Origin of the sequence: Pantoea sp. Ap-870 (genome assembly GCF_011752515.1) — a bacterium.
GTDB classification, from domain to species: Bacteria; Pseudomonadota; Gammaproteobacteria; order Enterobacterales; family Enterobacteriaceae; genus Pantoea; species Pantoea dispersa.
Map to the genome: position 1 here is coordinate 404,279 of NZ_VWXG01000001.1, position 13,996 is coordinate 418,274.

At 59.0% G+C, this 13,996-nt stretch carries 14 protein-coding genes and 1 riboswitch; of the genes, 10 read left to right on the forward strand and 4 right to left on the reverse strand.

Annotated elements, in window-relative coordinates; genetic code table 11:
- The first annotated feature begins 755 nt into the window (after positions 1 to 755).
- Positions 756 to 2,777 (forward strand): excinuclease ABC subunit UvrB, encoded by a 2,022-nt coding sequence (gene uvrB / locus F3J41_RS02015; RefSeq protein ID WP_021508497.1) that lies wholly within the window; start codon positions 756 to 758, stop codon positions 2,775 to 2,777.
- A gap of 30 nt (positions 2,778 to 2,807) precedes the next feature.
- Here the strand turns inward: uvrB and yvcK are convergent, their stop codons facing one another.
- Positions 2,808 to 3,710, reverse strand: coding sequence for a uridine diphosphate-N-acetylglucosamine-binding protein YvcK (gene yvcK / locus F3J41_RS02020; RefSeq protein ID WP_021508496.1), 903 nt, complete (start codon positions 3,708 to 3,710; stop codon positions 2,808 to 2,810).
- Positions 3,711 to 3,905: 195 nt separating this feature from the next.
- A riboswitch (molybdenum cofactor riboswitch) is annotated at positions 3,906 to 4,042 on the forward strand.
- Here yvcK and moaA point away from each other — a divergent pair.
- The 7 genes from moaA to F3J41_RS02055 all read left to right on the forward strand — a co-directional run bounded on the left by moaA (position 4,031) and on the right by F3J41_RS02055 (position 8,673).
- Complete coding sequence (gene moaA, locus F3J41_RS02025) at positions 4,031 to 5,017, forward strand: GTP 3',8-cyclase MoaA (RefSeq protein ID WP_021508495.1); 987 nt, start codon at positions 4,031 to 4,033, stop codon at positions 5,015 to 5,017. Its footprint overlaps the riboswitch before it by 12 nt.
- A 17-nt stretch (positions 5,018 to 5,034) precedes the next feature.
- A complete protein-coding gene (gene moaB, locus F3J41_RS02030; protein ID WP_021508494.1) occupies positions 5,035 to 5,550 on the forward strand; it encodes a molybdenum cofactor biosynthesis protein B in 516 nt (171 codons plus the stop codon).
- Positions 5,551 to 5,552: 2 nt separating this feature from the next.
- The gene (gene moaC / locus F3J41_RS02035) at positions 5,553 to 6,038 is read left to right on the forward strand and encodes a cyclic pyranopterin monophosphate synthase MoaC (RefSeq protein WP_058757847.1); all 486 of its coding nucleotides are present in this window, start codon (positions 5,553 to 5,555) and stop codon (positions 6,036 to 6,038) included.
- A complete protein-coding gene (gene moaD, locus F3J41_RS02040; protein ID WP_058757846.1) occupies positions 6,031 to 6,276 on the forward strand; it encodes a molybdopterin synthase sulfur carrier subunit in 246 nt (81 codons plus the stop codon). Before moaC ends, moaD begins: the two co-directional genes overlap by 8 nt.
- Positions 6,277 to 6,278: 2 nt before the next feature.
- Positions 6,279 to 6,731 carry a molybdopterin synthase catalytic subunit MoaE gene (gene moaE, locus F3J41_RS02045; protein WP_021508491.1) on the forward strand — a complete coding sequence of 151 codons (453 nt, stop codon included), beginning with the start codon at positions 6,279 to 6,281 and terminating at the stop codon, positions 6,729 to 6,731.
- Between the two features lie 82 nt (positions 6,732 to 6,813).
- The gene (locus F3J41_RS02050) at positions 6,814 to 7,908 is read left to right on the forward strand and encodes a DUF1615 domain-containing protein (protein WP_127833823.1); all 1,095 of its coding nucleotides are present in this window, start codon (positions 6,814 to 6,816) and stop codon (positions 7,906 to 7,908) included.
- Positions 7,909 to 7,965: 57 nt separating this feature from the next.
- Positions 7,966 to 8,673: a Bax inhibitor-1/YccA family protein gene (locus tag F3J41_RS02055; RefSeq protein WP_166709801.1), complete on the forward strand. Its 708-nt coding sequence runs from the start codon at positions 7,966 to 7,968 to the stop codon at positions 8,671 to 8,673.
- A gap of 136 nt (positions 8,674 to 8,809) precedes the next feature.
- Here F3J41_RS02055 and F3J41_RS02060 read toward each other — a convergent pair whose 3' ends face one another.
- Genes F3J41_RS02060 through F3J41_RS02070 form a run of 3 tightly spaced genes read right to left on the reverse strand, consistent with a single transcriptional unit; the run spans position 8,810 to position 11,777 of the window.
- Positions 8,810 to 9,775: a lysylphosphatidylglycerol synthase domain-containing protein gene (locus F3J41_RS02060; protein WP_058757844.1), complete on the reverse strand. Its 966-nt coding sequence runs from the start codon at positions 9,773 to 9,775 to the stop codon at positions 8,810 to 8,812.
- Positions 9,775 to 11,019, reverse strand: a complete 1,245-nt coding sequence (clsB, locus tag F3J41_RS02065; RefSeq protein ID WP_058757843.1) for a cardiolipin synthase ClsB — start codon at positions 11,017 to 11,019, stop codon at positions 9,775 to 9,777. The genes F3J41_RS02060 and clsB overlap by 1 nt, the downstream gene beginning before the upstream one ends.
- A complete protein-coding gene (locus tag F3J41_RS02070; RefSeq protein WP_021508486.1) occupies positions 11,016 to 11,777 on the reverse strand; it encodes an endonuclease/exonuclease/phosphatase family protein in 762 nt (253 codons plus the stop codon). The genes clsB and F3J41_RS02070 overlap by 4 nt, the downstream gene beginning before the upstream one ends.
- A gap of 176 nt (positions 11,778 to 11,953) precedes the next feature.
- Between F3J41_RS02070 and F3J41_RS02075 the strand changes: the two genes are divergently transcribed.
- Positions 11,954 to 12,346, forward strand: a complete 393-nt coding sequence (locus F3J41_RS02075; protein WP_021508485.1) for a YbhQ family protein — start codon at positions 11,954 to 11,956, stop codon at positions 12,344 to 12,346.
- A 239-nt stretch (positions 12,347 to 12,585) separates the two neighbouring features.
- Positions 12,586 to 13,992: an ATP-dependent RNA helicase RhlE gene (rhlE, locus tag F3J41_RS02080; protein WP_058757842.1), complete on the forward strand. Its 1,407-nt coding sequence runs from the start codon at positions 12,586 to 12,588 to the stop codon at positions 13,990 to 13,992.
- The last annotated feature ends 4 nt before the right edge of the window (positions 13,993 to 13,996 follow it).

The following is a 13,996-nucleotide window of genomic DNA, read 5'->3' on the forward strand; positions in this document are numbered from 1 at the left end:
GCCAGATCCGCCAAAGCAGCCTCAATCGGGGTAAAAGGCAGCGAAACTCGCCATAATTGATGAGAAAAGCTTAACAATTGCCCACAGTAATAACTCGCCTGCACTTTGACGGTGCTGACTGCTTAACGTTTCTGGTGCATCTGTACTGTCATAAGGCAGGGACTGAAGAAATAAGTGGCCTTAACGCTGGGCTTTTTCCCGTTACGGCACGATGGGGTACGCCAAAAGAATAGTTAAAGCCGCACGGGATGATGGAAAAATAATCGCAAAAAAAATTTTTTCGCACAGCAGGATAAGCGAGGGGAAAATTATACACAGCCGATGGACGTGGGGCTGGATTCAGTTATCCACTATTCCTGTGGATAACCTTGTGCATTAGCGACTGAAAACCGGGCGCAAGCGAGGAAATACGCGGGTTGCATACATAATGCTGCGAAACTGGGCTTTTGAGTCAATCTCTTTTAAATCAGCAGGTTATTTAAAAGCAAGCCTGAGAATTGTCTGGCTTGTCATCAGACTGCAATTTAATGACGTTCTATTGACAATTGTTAAAAGCGTTGCTCGTCTGGGGATAACCTTGCGCAACAAACGCTTCCGGATTACCGCATAAATTACGCTGAAGCGAATCGCGACATCTCCCCATCATCGTGCAGTATATCTGTAATTATATCCAGTATTTTTTTCTGGCAAAATCGCCATAGCAGAGTAGAATTACCAGCCTGCCCGCCGACTTCTTCAGCAGGAACCGTAATACCATGAGTAAAGCCTTTAAACTCAACTCCGCTTTCAAACCTTCAGGCGATCAGCCTGAGGCGATTCGTCGTCTTGAAGAAGGGCTGGAGGATGGACTGGCGCACCAGACGCTGCTGGGGGTTACCGGTTCAGGAAAAACTTTTACCATCGCCAACGTCATTGCCGATCTCAACCGGCCGACCATGGTAATGGCACCGAATAAAACGCTGGCGGCACAGCTGTATGGTGAGATGAAAGAGTTCTTCCCGGATAACGCGGTCGAATTCTTCGTCTCCTACTACGACTACTATCAGCCGGAAGCCTACGTGCCCAGTTCGGATACCTTCATCGAGAAAGATGCGGCGGTAAACGAGCACATCGAGCAGATGCGTCTCTCTGCCACTAAAGCGATGCTGGAGCGCCGCGACGTGATTGTGGTGGCGTCGGTTTCTGCTATCTACGGCCTGGGCGATCCCGATCTCTACCTGAAAATGATGCTGCATCTGACGCGCGGCATGATCATCGACCAGCGCAGCATTCTGCGCCGCCTCGCCGAACTGCAGTACACCCGCAACGATCAGGTTTTCCAGCGCGGCACCTTCCGCGTGCGCGGCGAAGTGATCGATATCTTCCCGGCGGAATCCGATGACATTGGTCTGCGCGTTGAACTGTTTGATGAAGAGGTTGAGCGCCTGTCGCTGTTCGACCCGCTGACCGGCCAGGTGATCTCGGTGATTCCGCGTTTCACCATCTACCCGAAGACGCACTATGTGACGCCGCGCGAGCGTATTCTGCAGGCGATGGAAGAGATCAAGGATGAGCTGGCGGTGCGGCGCAAAGTGCTGCTGGAGAACAACAAACTGCTGGAAGAGCAGCGCATCACCCAGCGCACCCAGTTTGACCTCGAAATGATGAACGAACTCGGTTACTGCTCGGGCATTGAAAACTATTCGCGCTATCTCTCCGGGCGCGGACCGGGCGAGCCGCCGCCGACGCTGTTTGATTACCTGCCGGCGGATGGCCTGCTGGTGGTCGATGAATCCCACGTGACTATTCCGCAGATTGGCGGCATGTATCGCGGTGACCGCGCGCGTAAAGAGACGCTGGTGGAGTACGGTTTCCGCCTGCCGTCGGCGCTGGACAACCGTCCGCTGCGCTTTGAAGAGTTTGAAGCGCTGGCACCGCAGACCATTTACGTCTCGGCCACGCCAGGTAACTACGAGCTGGAGAAATCGGGTGGCGACGTCATCGATCAGGTGGTGCGGCCTACCGGTCTGCTCGATCCGATCCTTGAGGTGCGTCCGGTGGCGACCCAGGTCGACGATCTGCTGTCGGAGATCCGTAAGCGCGTCGAAATCAACGAGCGCGTGCTGGTCACCACGCTGACCAAGCGCATGGCCGAAGACCTCACCGAGTATCTTGAAGAGCACGGCGAGAAGGTGCGCTATCTGCATTCCGACATTGATACCGTTGAGCGTATGGAGATCATTCGCGATCTGCGTCTCGGGGAGTTTGACGTGCTGGTGGGGATCAACCTGCTGCGCGAAGGGCTGGATATGCCGGAAGTGTCGCTGGTGGCGATTCTGGACGCCGATAAAGAGGGCTTCCTGCGCTCCGAGCGCTCGCTGATTCAGACCATCGGACGCGCGGCGCGTAACGTCAACGGCAGAGCGATTCTCTACGCAGATAAGATCACGCCGTCGATGGCGCGGGCGATGGAAGAGACCGAGCGCCGCCGCGAGAAGCAGCAGCGTTATAACGAAGAGCGGGGCATTGTGCCGCAGGGCCTGAACAAGAAAATCACCGATATTCTTGAGCTGGGCAAAAACGTGGTGAAAACGCGCGGCAAAGGTAAAACGGCTTCACGCACTGCCGCCGAGGCTGAGGCCAGCTATCTGGCGCTCACGCCACAGGCCATGCAGAAGAAGATCCACGAGCTGGAAGGGCAGATGCAGCAGCACGCGCAGAACCTGGAGTTCGAAGAGGCCGCGCGGGTGCGCGACCAGCTGCACGAGCTGCGTGAACTGTTTATCGCCGCCTCTTAATCTGAAGCCGGCTGTCGCGTTGCGCGCCGGCTAAACCGCCTGAATGGCATGTTCCAGCGCGCGGCGCAGCAGCTGGCGGTCGTGACGATAGCGGATATCGGCGGCTTCCAGCGGTTCGCGCACGATCAACCGCTCAGTGACGCCGCGCGTGTCTGCTGACGGGCCGACCACTACGGCGTCAATCACCCGTTTGCCAATGGCTTTTTCCATCATCGCCAGCTTGTCGGCGACCGTCAGGCTGGCTGCCGCCGGACTCAGTTCGCGCCCGAGATTACCGATGAACACCATGGTGGCAGGCGTCCGGCGCAGCGCGCGTGCCATCTCCTCCATCAGCAGAATCGGCATCAGGCTGGTGTAAAAGCTGCCGGGACCAATCAGGATCAAATCGGCCTCGGCGACGGCGTCCAGCGCTTCACGCGTCGGCACCACATTGGGGTGCAGCATCAGCTCTTCCGGCGCCTGCTTCATTTCGTCAATCGCCGTTTCACCGTACACCATATTGCCTTCGCTATCCTGCGCGACCAGGTCCACCGGCTGCTCCGACATCGGAATCAGAAACGCATCCACCTTCAGCAGGTTGCGGATAATATTGATGGCTTCCAGCGGACGCACGCTGAGGTGATCGAGCGCTTTCAGGATCAGATTGCCCAGATTATGCCCGGCCAGTTCGCCGTTGCCGGTAAAGCGATACTCGAACATGGCAGAGGCCACGCTGGGTTCGGTGATCAGCTGATTAATGCAGTTGCGCATGTCGCCCCAGGCAATGCCGCCTTCTGAACGGCGTATGCGGCCGGTGGATCCGCCGTTGTCGGTGGTGGTGACGATGCCGGTCAGGCGTGAGCCCAGCGGCGCCAGCGCCGACATCACGCGGCCAAGGCCGTGGCCGCCGCCGAGTGCCACCACGCGATCCAAATCTGCCAGGGTACGATTCATGCTGCTCCTTAAAAACGCCGCACGTGAGGTGCAGACGGCGTTCAACTGATGTGTATCAATATCTGTCGCGCATTTTACCGTATCCTGTCGCGAAAATGCGGTGAAATAACGTTATGTATCAATATATATAGCGATAAATGCCGATGGATGCGAGCGTCAAATCGCGCTACCATTTGCTTTAACCGTGTTGTCCACAATGACAACAGACTCCCAAGCCTTGCGTTCCTAAGTCGTGTGATATGGATGCCTGGCCGCAGCCGCGAGCTGCCAGGGTGCAGAAAGAAATGACTGCATCTCCCGTACTTTGGAAAGGTGTTCAGGTGCCACAATTTACAGATGCCTATGCGCGCAGCTTTTATTATCTGCGCCTGTCGGTCACGGATGTGTGTAACTTCCGTTGTACCTACTGCCTGCCCGACGGCTACCGGCCGAACGGCGTGCACAACAAAAGTTTTCTCTCGCTGGATGAGATTCGTCGCGTGACGCGTGCCTTTGCGGCGGCGGGCACCGAAAAAGTGCGCCTGACCGGCGGCGAACCCTCGATGCGGCGCGACTTCACCGATATCATTGCCGCCGTGCGCGACAACGCGGCGATCCGCCAGATCGCTATGACCACCAATGGCTACCGCATGGCGCGCGATGTCGGCGCCTGGCGTGCGGCAGGCCTCACCCATATCAATGTCAGCGTCGACAGCCTCGACGCACGGCAGTTTCACGCCATTACCGGGCAGAACAAGTTTCATGAAGTCATGGCGGGGATTGATGCGGCCTTTGATGCCGGTTTCAGCACCGTTAAAGTCAACAGCGTGCTGATGCGCGACGTCAACAGCCACAGCCTGGAGACCTTTCTGGCGTGGATCCGCACCCGGCCCATTCAGCTGCGCTTTATCGAGCTGATGGAAACCGGCGAGGGCGGCGATCTGTTCCGCCGTCATCATGTGTCCGGCGAGGTGATCCGCGATCAGCTGATCATGCAGGGCTGGCAGCGCCAGCCGCGCGGCCGCAGCGATGGCCCGGCCCAGGTGTTCCGCCATCCGGATTATCAGGGTGAAGTTGGCCTGATCATGCCGTATGAAAAAGATTTCTGCGCCAGCTGTAATCGCCTGCGCGTATCGGCGATCGGTAACCTGCATCTGTGCCTGTTTGGCGACGGCGGCGTGCCGCTGCGCGATCTGCTGGCCTCCGACGATCAGCAGGCCGAGCTGCAGGCGCGCATCGCCCACAGCCTCGGGCAGAAAAAGCAGACGCATTTCCTGCATCAGGGCAATACCGGCATCACGCAGAACCTCTCCTTCATTGGTGGCTAAACACAGGAGTTACGGCCATGGGTAAACCTTCCGGCGATTTTGTCGCCTTAAATGCGGCGGTGATGACCGTCTCTGACAGCCGCGACGCCAGCAGTGACAGCTCTGGCGACTATCTGCGTGAGGCGCTGACCGAAGCCGGGCATCAGGTGGTCGATCACGCCATCGTCCCGGACAACCGTTATCGCATCCGCGCCACGCTGTCGCGCTGGATTGCCAGTGAAGATGTGCAGGTGGTGCTGATTAACGGCGGCACCGGCTTTAACAGTAAAAACAGTACGCCGGAAGCGCTGCTGCCGCTGCTGGATCGCGAAATTGACGGCTTTGGCGAACTGTTTCGCATGATCTCCTACGAGGAGATCGGCAGCGCGACGCTGCAATCACGCGCGGTGGCCGGTCTGGCCAACCAGACGCTGCTGTTTGCCGTGCCGGGCTCAACCGGTGCCTGCCGCAGCGCATGGGAGCGGATCATTGAAGCCCAGCTGGATGCGCGTACGCGTCCGTGTAATTTTGTCTCACATTTGAAGAAGTTATAAGCATGTCCTCGTTAACCCATATCAACGCGGCCGGCGAAGCCCACATGGTGGACGTCTCCGGCAAAACTGACACCGTGCGAGAAGCGCAGGCGGAAGCGCTGGTGCTGATGCAGCCGGCCACGCTGCAAATGATCCTCGACGGCAGCCATGACAAAGGCGATGTTTTCGCCACCGCACGCATTGCCGGCATCCAGGCGGCGAAGCGTACCTGGGAACTGATTCCGCTGTGCCATCCGCTGATGCTGAGCAAAGTCGAGGTGACGCTGGTGGCTGAGCCGGAGCACAGCCGCGTACGCATTACCTCGCGCTGTCGCCTGAGCGGCAAAACCGGCGTGGAAATGGAAGCGCTGACCGCCGCGTCGGTCGCGGCGCTGACCATCTACGACATGTGCAAAGCGGTGCAGAAAGATATCGTCATCGACCAGCTGCGGCTGCTGAGCAAAAGCGGCGGTAAATCCGGTGATTTCCAGGCGGTGCGCCATGATTAAGGTGCTGTTTTTTGCCCAGGTGCGCGAACTGACCGGCACCGCCACGCTGGATCTGGCGGCAGAGTATGCTGACGTCGCCACGCTGCGCGCGGCGCTGGCGCAGAAAAGCGATCGCTGGGCGCTGGCGCTGGAGTCCGGCAAGCTGCTGGCGGCGGTGAATCAGACGCTGGTGCCGATGAATCATCCGCTGCGCGCCGGCGATGAAGTGGCGTTCTTCCCGCCGGTTACCGGAGGCTGAGCATGACAACCCGAATTCGCGTCGGCAGCGCGCCGTTTAACGTTGGCGACGAGTATGCGCTGCTGGCAGCGCATGACAGCGACGGCGCGGTCGTCACCTTCACCGGCAAAGTCCGCAACCACAATCTTGGCGACAGCGTGGCCGCGTTAACGCTGGAGCACTATCCGGGTATGACGGAAAAAGCGCTGGCAGAGATTGTGGCGGATGCGCGTCAGCGCTGGGCGCTGCAGCAGGTGACGGTGATTCATCGCGTAGGCGAACTGTTCCCCGGTGATGAGATCGTGTTCGTTGGCGTCAGCAGCGCCCATCGCGGCAGCGCCTTTGCCGCCAGTGAATTCATCATGGATTACCTGAAAACCCGCGCGCCGTTCTGGAAGCGCGAAGCCACCGCGCAGGGCGATCGCTGGGTCGATGCCCGCGACAGCGACCATCAGGCCGCCGAACGCTGGAACTAGCGCGCAAAATCCGCCCGCGCTGATAGCCGCCAGACCACGAAAACGGTAAGGTACGGTTTTTGCTGGCTTATCAGGGAGCAGGATGAACACCACCACAATATTACGAGGCGCAGCGCTGCTGGCTGCGCTGGTGCTGGCCGGATGCAGCACCAAAAAGGAGCCGCAGCTGCCGGCCCGCCAGCCCGCTGACGTGAAAGCGCAAATTCAGCAATTGCTGCCCGCCCACGTCACGCAAAAATCGGCCTGGGCCGACGACATCTATACCGCGCTGCGCGTGCAGCACATCGACGCCAGCGCCAGCAACATTTGCGCGGTGATCGCCGTGACCGATCAGGAATCTAACTTCAGCGCCGATGCCACCGTGCCGGGTCTGCCAAAAATCGCCTGGGCGGAGATCGACCGCCGCGCCGCCAGCGTGCACGTGCCGGCGTTTCTGGTGCGCACCGCGTTACTGATCAAATCCTCCAACGGCGAGAGCTACGCGGCACGTCTCGATAAGGTGCACAGCGAGAAAGAGCTGAGCGCCATTTTCGATGACTTTATCGATATGGTGCCGATGGGGCAGAAGCTGTTCGGCAATCTCAACCCAATCCACACCGGCGGGCCGATGCAGGTCAGCATTGCCTTTGCCGAAGCGCATGCACAGGGCTATCCGTACCCGATTGACGGTTCGATCCGGCGCGAAGTTTTTAGCCGGCGCGGCGGTATCTACTTCGGCACGCTGCACCTGCTGGGCTATCCGGTGGAGTACAGCCAGCCGCTGTATCGCTTCGCTGACTTCAACGCCGGCTGGTACGCCAGCCGCAACGCCGCGTTCCAGGCTGCGGTGGCGCGTGCCAGCGGCATCAAACTGGCGCTGGACGGCGACCTGATCCGCTACGGCAGCGAACAGGCGAGCGCCACCGAACTGGCGGTGCGCACGCTGGCGAAGCAGCTGGACATGAGCCCGCGGGAAATTCGCCGCGATCTGGAGAAGGGCGACAGCAAAAGCTTCAGCGACAGCACGCTGTGGAAACAGACCTTTATCCTCGCCGATAAAATGGCGGGAAAACGTCTGCCGCGCGAAGTGCTGCCGGGCATTAAGCTGGAGAGCCCGAAAATTACCCGTAATCTCACCACCGCGTGGTTTGCCCAGCGGGTTGACGGGCGATATCAGCAGTGTATGACGCGCCGTTGACGATCGGTGGTGTACACTTCACACTGACGTTATCAGTAACTTTTAAAGAGGTGCATCATGGATCGATATCCACGTAATGGTTCAATCGTGCAGCAGGCGTCGACCGGGCTGCAAACCTATATGGCGCAGGTGTATGGCTGGATGACCTGCGGCTTACTGCTGACGGCGTTTGTGTCGTGGTTTGCCGCGCGCACGCCTGCCGTCATGGAGCTGGTGTTTGCCAATCGCATCACCTTCTTCGGCCTGATTATCGCGCAGCTGGCGCTGGTGTTCGTGCTTTCCGGCATGGTGCAGCGCATGAGCGGCGCCGTGGCGACCGGGCTGTTTATGCTCTATTCCGCGCTGACCGGGCTGACAATGGCGAGTATTTTCCTTGTTTATACCTACTCGTCGATCGCCAGTACCTTCTTTGTTACCGCGGGCATGTTTGGTGCCATGAGCTTTTACGGCTACACCACCAAACGCGATCTGAGCCGCTTCGGCAGCCTGCTGTTTATGGCGCTGATCGGCATTCTGCTGGCGTCGCTGGTGAACTTCTGGCTGAAAAGCCCGGCGCTGATGTGGGCGATTACCTATATCGGCGTGTTGGTGTTTGTGGGCCTGACGGCTTATGACACGCAGAAGCTGAAAGCCATCGGTGAGGGCATTGATGTTAACGATAAAGAGAATCTGCGCCGCTTCTCCATCATGGGCGCGCTGACGCTGTATCTCGATTTCATCAACCTGTTCCTGATGCTGCTGCGGATTTTCGGTAACCGTCGCTAAGAGTAACCAGCCATTAAGGCTGTGAAAATAATCGCGCCGCTACGGCCAGGTGAACGGTTTGTACTTATCAGCCCGTTTCACCTTCTCCGTAGCGGCGCAATGTATTACGCGTTATTCAGCCTGCGCCTGGCACGCCTTATCGTGCCGCCATCTTGCGCTCATTCTTCTGCCGTAAATGCTTCGCGCGGCTCTCCAGCCACAGATACAGCACCAGCGCCAGCAGCAGCGGCAGAATAAAATAGAGCACGCGATAAGCCAGCAGCGCGGCGATAATCTCACCGTGCGAAGCATGCTGGCCGCTGAGCAGCGCGAGGAACACTGCTTCCAGCACGCCAATGCCCGCCGGAATATGAATAATCACCCCGGCAATACTGCTGATTAACAGCACGCCCAGCACGATGGGATAATCCACTTCACGCGCCAGCAGCAGCCAGATAATGGTGCCCATCACCATCCAGTTGGCGCAGGAAACGGCAAACTGAAACAGCGCCATGCGCAGTGAGGGCAGCTGCAGATGCTGGCCCTTCACCGTCCAGCGGCGCTTCTTCGCGAAAGCACAGGCCCACAGATAAACCGCCACCATCGCCAGCAGGACCGCACCAATCACCCGTAGCGTGCCTTCGCCGATGAACCAGCCGGGCGGAATCGGCACCATGCCGGAGACAAACACTACGCCGCCAAGCAAAATGTAGCCGAGCCAGTTAGTGGCAATACTCAGTGAAAAGATGCGCGTGATGGTGCCGCCGGGCAGGCCGAGGCGCGAATAGAGGCGATAGCGCATCGCCACACCGCCCACCCAGGTGCTCAGCGTCAGGTTAAAGGCGTAACAGATGAATGACACCAGCATCACCTGACGTTTCGCCAGCTTATGCCCGCAGTAGGCGCGGCCAATCAAATCGTACAGACCGTAGGTGAGGTAGCTCACCACCACTAACGCGGCGGCGCTCAGCACCACGTAGCGGTTATAGCCGACGATGACCTTGTACACGTCCTCCCAGTTCACCTTGCGTGCGTAAACCACCAGCAGCACGATCACCGCAATGAAGAACAGCCAGGTAAGGATTTTTTTCGCTAACTGCCAGCGCGGGTTCTTTTTGCTCATCAGGGTTTCGCTCCTTCGTTATCGGCTTCAACCCGGTCCTGGGTTTCCATTTCCGGCTGCACCGGCGGATCGACCTGAGACAAATGGGGCGTATGGGCAGGCAGCCAGCCGGCGATGGCCGGGAAATGGCGCAGGAAATGGAACACGATGACGCTTTTGGTCAGCTGCCACCAGGTGCGCGGCGGCAGCTTGTCTTCATCGACGCGCACGCAGTCCGCAGCCAGCAGCTGCTCAAGGTTATCGCGCAGCGTCTGGTTGAAGGCGTGGTCGTGAATGATCAGGTTGGCTTCGAGATTCAGCGACAGGCTGAGCGGGTCGAGGTTGCTGGAACCGACCGTTGACCACTGCTGATCCTGCACCGCCACTTTGCCATGCAGCGGGCGACGGCAGTATTCGTACACTTCAACGCCAGCATCCACCAGATAGTTGTACAGCAGCTCGGCGCCGACTTTGACAATCGGCATGTCCGGTTCACCCTGCACAATCAGCCGCACGCGCACACCGCGCTGGGCCGCGCTGCGCATTTCCCGCAACAGGCGATAGCCGGGGAAAAAGTAGGCGTTGGCGATAATCACATCCTGCTTCGCCTTGCGCAGCATATCGAGATAGTGCTGTTCGATGTCATCGCGGTGCTCATCGTTATCGCGGTAGACAAACAGCACCTGCGCATCACCGGGCAGGGCGTTCACCGCCAGGCGCTGGGAGCGCGCGCCCCACCAGCGGCGCGTTACCTGTTCGCTGCCGATCGCCTGCTGTACATAGCGTGCGATGTCCAGCACCACCGGCCCTTTCACCTCCACGGCGTAATCCTGCTTGGCTTCCGGCCCGTAATCGGTGTTGTGCTCGGCGGAGAAATTGATACCGCCGACAAACGCAATCTCCTCATCAATTACCACAATTTTGCGATGCAGACGGCGGAACACGTTGGTGCGCATGCCCATCACCAGCGGACGCGGATCGTAATAGATAAAGCGCACGCCTGCTTCGGTCAGGCTGTTGATGTACTGGGTGGAAAGATCCGGCGAGCCGTAGCCATCCACCATCACTTCCACCTTAACACCGCGCTGCGCGGCGGCCAGCAGATCGCGGTGCAGCGCCTTACCGACCTCATCTTCAAACAGGATAAACGTCTCCAGCAGCAGCGTACGCTGGGCGCGCTGAATCGCGCCGGAGACGCGCGGAAAGAATTGATCGCCATTTTCCAGCAGCCGCAGCTGGTTACCTTCGCGCCAGCTGAAATTCATAGAAAGATCTCCACGGCCAGCGGGGCATGATCGGACAGATGTGACCAGGGTTTCACCGGCAGCGCCCACGGCTGGCTCACCGACGCATTTCGGATATAGATGCGATCGAGACGCAGCAGCGGAAAGCGCGCCGGGAAGGTGCGCGCCGGGCGACCGTTTTTCATGCTAAACACCTCCTGCAGACCGGCTCCGCGCTGTAAGAATCGATTAGCGCGTACCTGCCAGTCATTAAAATCGCCGGCCACCACCAGGGGCGCATCCGGTGGCAGCGACTCAATCAGTTCACACATCATGCGCATCTGCGCCAGACGGTGCTTCTCTTTCAGGCCGAGGTGCACGCATAACGTGTGAATCGGTTCCGGCCGATCCGGCAGGCTAATCTGGCAATGCAACATGCCGCGTTTCTCACTGCCGGCGACAGAAATATCGCGGTTTTGGTATTCGGTGATCGGAAAGCGTGACAGTATCGCGTTGCCATGATGGCCCTCGGGATAGACCGCGTTGCGGCCGTAAGCGAAATCGTGCCACATGGTGTCGGCAAGGTATTCGTAGTGCGAATTTTCCGGCCAGTTTTCAATGTGTGCGGAGTGGATGGCGTGCGTGCCCATCACCTCCTGTAAAAAGACGATATCCGCCGAAGTCGCGCGCACTGCGTCGCGCAGTTCCGGCAGGATAAAGCGACGGTTAAAGCTGGTGAACCCCTTATGGGTATTGATCGTCAGGACTTTAAATGAAGATCCTTGCGTGTTTTGTGGCATACTGCGACGCGCTCCTTTTCATCATCAACAGAACAAAGTGTAGTCTTTGTCACAAATGGGTGGTGCTGGAGACAGAAAATTAGGGTGTTATCCGAAATTTGCTTTACATTGAGGAAATCCGTCTGGCTGCGGTCAGATACACTTGGGCGACCTGTTGGGTCTGCCAGGAGAAGAGAATGAAATGGTCTAATCGTGTTCAGATTGTTACCGGTCAAACCTGCCTGCATATTGCGACCCACCTGCTGGTGATCGCGGCGCTGGTGTGGGGCTGGAAACATAAGGCACTGGTCGAAGTGAGCAGTACCCTGGTGGCAGCTTATGCGCTGGTGTTCATCACCATGCTGGCCCTGCAGCGTAGTGCCCGTTTGCGCCGCTTTGGTGACTCTCTGGAAGAAGTGACGACGACATACTACTTCGGCGCGGCGATGCTGACGCTGTTCCTGATTTCACGCTTCATCCACAACAATCTGCTGATTGGTTGTCTGGGCGTGGTAATGCTGGTGGGCCCGGCGCTGGTGTCGCTGCTGGCCAAAGAGCCACCGCAGCGCGTGCAGAAAAAACGCAGCTAAGCGGACGTGCCAGCAAGAAAAGAGGAGCCCACTGCGGCTCCTTTTTTATGCGCTACCGCGCAGCGGCCCATCACCCTCACGTTTTGCTGGTCGCGGTTCTTACGGAAAGCTGCTACACTGCCGCTCTTACGCATGGTAGTTTGTGCCCTTTTCACACGCAGGCCTTGAGGCTGCGTCATATCCCCCCTGAAAACTACATCGCGCAGCGCGATCAGGGCGGTTCGGAGTAATACACCTGCATGTCTTTTGACTCTCTCGGCTTGAATGCCGATATTTTGCGTGCGGTAGCAGAACAGGGCTACCGTGAACCGACGCCAATCCAGCGTCAGGCGATTCCCGTGGTGCTGGCCGGTCGTGACCTGCTGGCGAGCGCCCAGACCGGCACGGGTAAAACCGCCGGTTTCACGCTGCCTCTGCTGCAGCGTCTGTCAGAAAAACCGGCAGCGGCGCGCGGTCGCCGTCCGGTACGTGCGCTGATCCTCACTCCAACCCGTGAACTGGCGGCGCAGGTTGGCGAAAACGTACGTGAATACAGCCAGTACCTCAATATGCGTTCGCTGGTGGTGTTCGGCGGCGTCAGCATTAATCCGCAGATGATGAAACTGCGCGGCGGCGTCGATGTACTGATCGCCACGCCGGGGCGTTTGCTCGATCTGGCGCACCAGAACGCGGTCGATCTGTCCCAGGTGGAAATCCTGGTGCTGGACGAAGCGGATCGTATGCTCGACATGGGCTTCATCCACGACATTCGCCGCGTGCTGGCAAAACTGCCGGCCAAACGGCAGAACCTGCTGTTCTCTGCCACCTTCTCGGATGAGATCAAAGCGCTGGCGGAAAAACTGCTCACCAACCCGGAACAGGTGGAAGTGGCACGCCGCAACACCGCTTCCGAGCAGGTGTCGCAGCAGGTGCATTTTGTCGATAAGAAGCGCAAACGGGAACTGCTGTCGCTGATGATTGGTCGCGACAACTGGCAGCAGGTGCTGGTGTTCACCCGCACCAAGCACGGTGCTAACCACCTCGCTGAGCAGCTCAACAAAGATGGCATCACTGCCGCCGCGATCCATGGCAATAAGAGCCAGGGCGCGCGTACCCGTGCGCTGGCCGACTTCAAAACCGGCGGCATTCGCGTGCTGGTGGCGACGGATATTGCCGCGCGCGGTCTGGATATCGAAGAACTGCCGCACGTGGTCAACTACGAGCTGCCGAACGTGGCGGAAGATTACGTGCACCGCATCGGCCGTACCGGTCGTGCCGCGGCCACCGGTGCTGCGCTGTCGCTGGTGTGCGTGGACGAGCACAAGCTGCTGCGTGATATCGAGCGCCTGCTGAAGCGGGAAATTCCGCGCATTGCGCTGCCGGGCTTTGAGCCGGATCCGAGCATCAAGGCGGAGCCGATTCAGAATGGCCGTCAGCAGCAGCCACGCGGACGTGGCCAGGGCCGCGCGCCGGGTCAAGGTGCTGACGCACCGCGCAGCCGCAGCGGCGGCAATGGTCAGCGTGCCAGCGCCGGTAACGGCGGCGCGCGTCCACAGGGCGAGGCGCGTGCACCGCGTCGTTCGGGCAACAACGGCCCGGCGGCTGGCAACGCGGGTAAACCGGCGCGCTCACGTCGTCCGGCAGCGAAGAGCAACGGGAACGCGTAACGGT

Excerpts from the sequence above, each read along its gene's own strand:
- uvrB (WP_021508497.1), top strand. The coding sequence starts at position 756 with ATGAGTAAAGCCTTTAAACTCAACTCCGCTTTCAAACCTTCAGGCGAT.
- yvcK (WP_021508496.1), bottom strand. The coding sequence starts at position 3,710 with ATGAATCGTACCCTGGCAGATTTGGATCGCGTGGTGGCACTCGGCGGC.
- moaB (WP_021508494.1), top strand. The coding sequence starts at position 5,035 with ATGGGTAAACCTTCCGGCGATTTTGTCGCCTTAAATGCGGCGGTGATG.
- moaC (WP_058757847.1), top strand. The coding sequence starts at position 5,553 with ATGTCCTCGTTAACCCATATCAACGCGGCCGGCGAAGCCCACATGGTG.
- moaD (WP_058757846.1), top strand. The coding sequence starts at position 6,031 with ATGATTAAGGTGCTGTTTTTTGCCCAGGTGCGCGAACTGACCGGCACC.
- moaE (WP_021508491.1), top strand. The coding sequence starts at position 6,279 with ATGACAACCCGAATTCGCGTCGGCAGCGCGCCGTTTAACGTTGGCGAC.
- F3J41_RS02050 (WP_127833823.1), top strand. The coding sequence starts at position 6,814 with ATGAACACCACCACAATATTACGAGGCGCAGCGCTGCTGGCTGCGCTG.
- F3J41_RS02055 (WP_166709801.1), top strand. The coding sequence starts at position 7,966 with ATGGATCGATATCCACGTAATGGTTCAATCGTGCAGCAGGCGTCGACC.
- F3J41_RS02060 (WP_058757844.1), bottom strand. The coding sequence starts at position 9,775 with ATGAGCAAAAAGAACCCGCGCTGGCAGTTAGCGAAAAAAATCCTTACC.
- clsB (WP_058757843.1), bottom strand. The coding sequence starts at position 11,019 with ATGAATTTCAGCTGGCGCGAAGGTAACCAGCTGCGGCTGCTGGAAAAT.
- F3J41_RS02070 (WP_021508486.1), bottom strand. The coding sequence starts at position 11,777 with ATGCCACAAAACACGCAAGGATCTTCATTTAAAGTCCTGACGATCAAT.
- F3J41_RS02075 (WP_021508485.1), top strand. The coding sequence starts at position 11,954 with ATGAAATGGTCTAATCGTGTTCAGATTGTTACCGGTCAAACCTGCCTG.
- rhlE (WP_058757842.1), top strand. The coding sequence starts at position 12,586 with ATGTCTTTTGACTCTCTCGGCTTGAATGCCGATATTTTGCGTGCGGTA.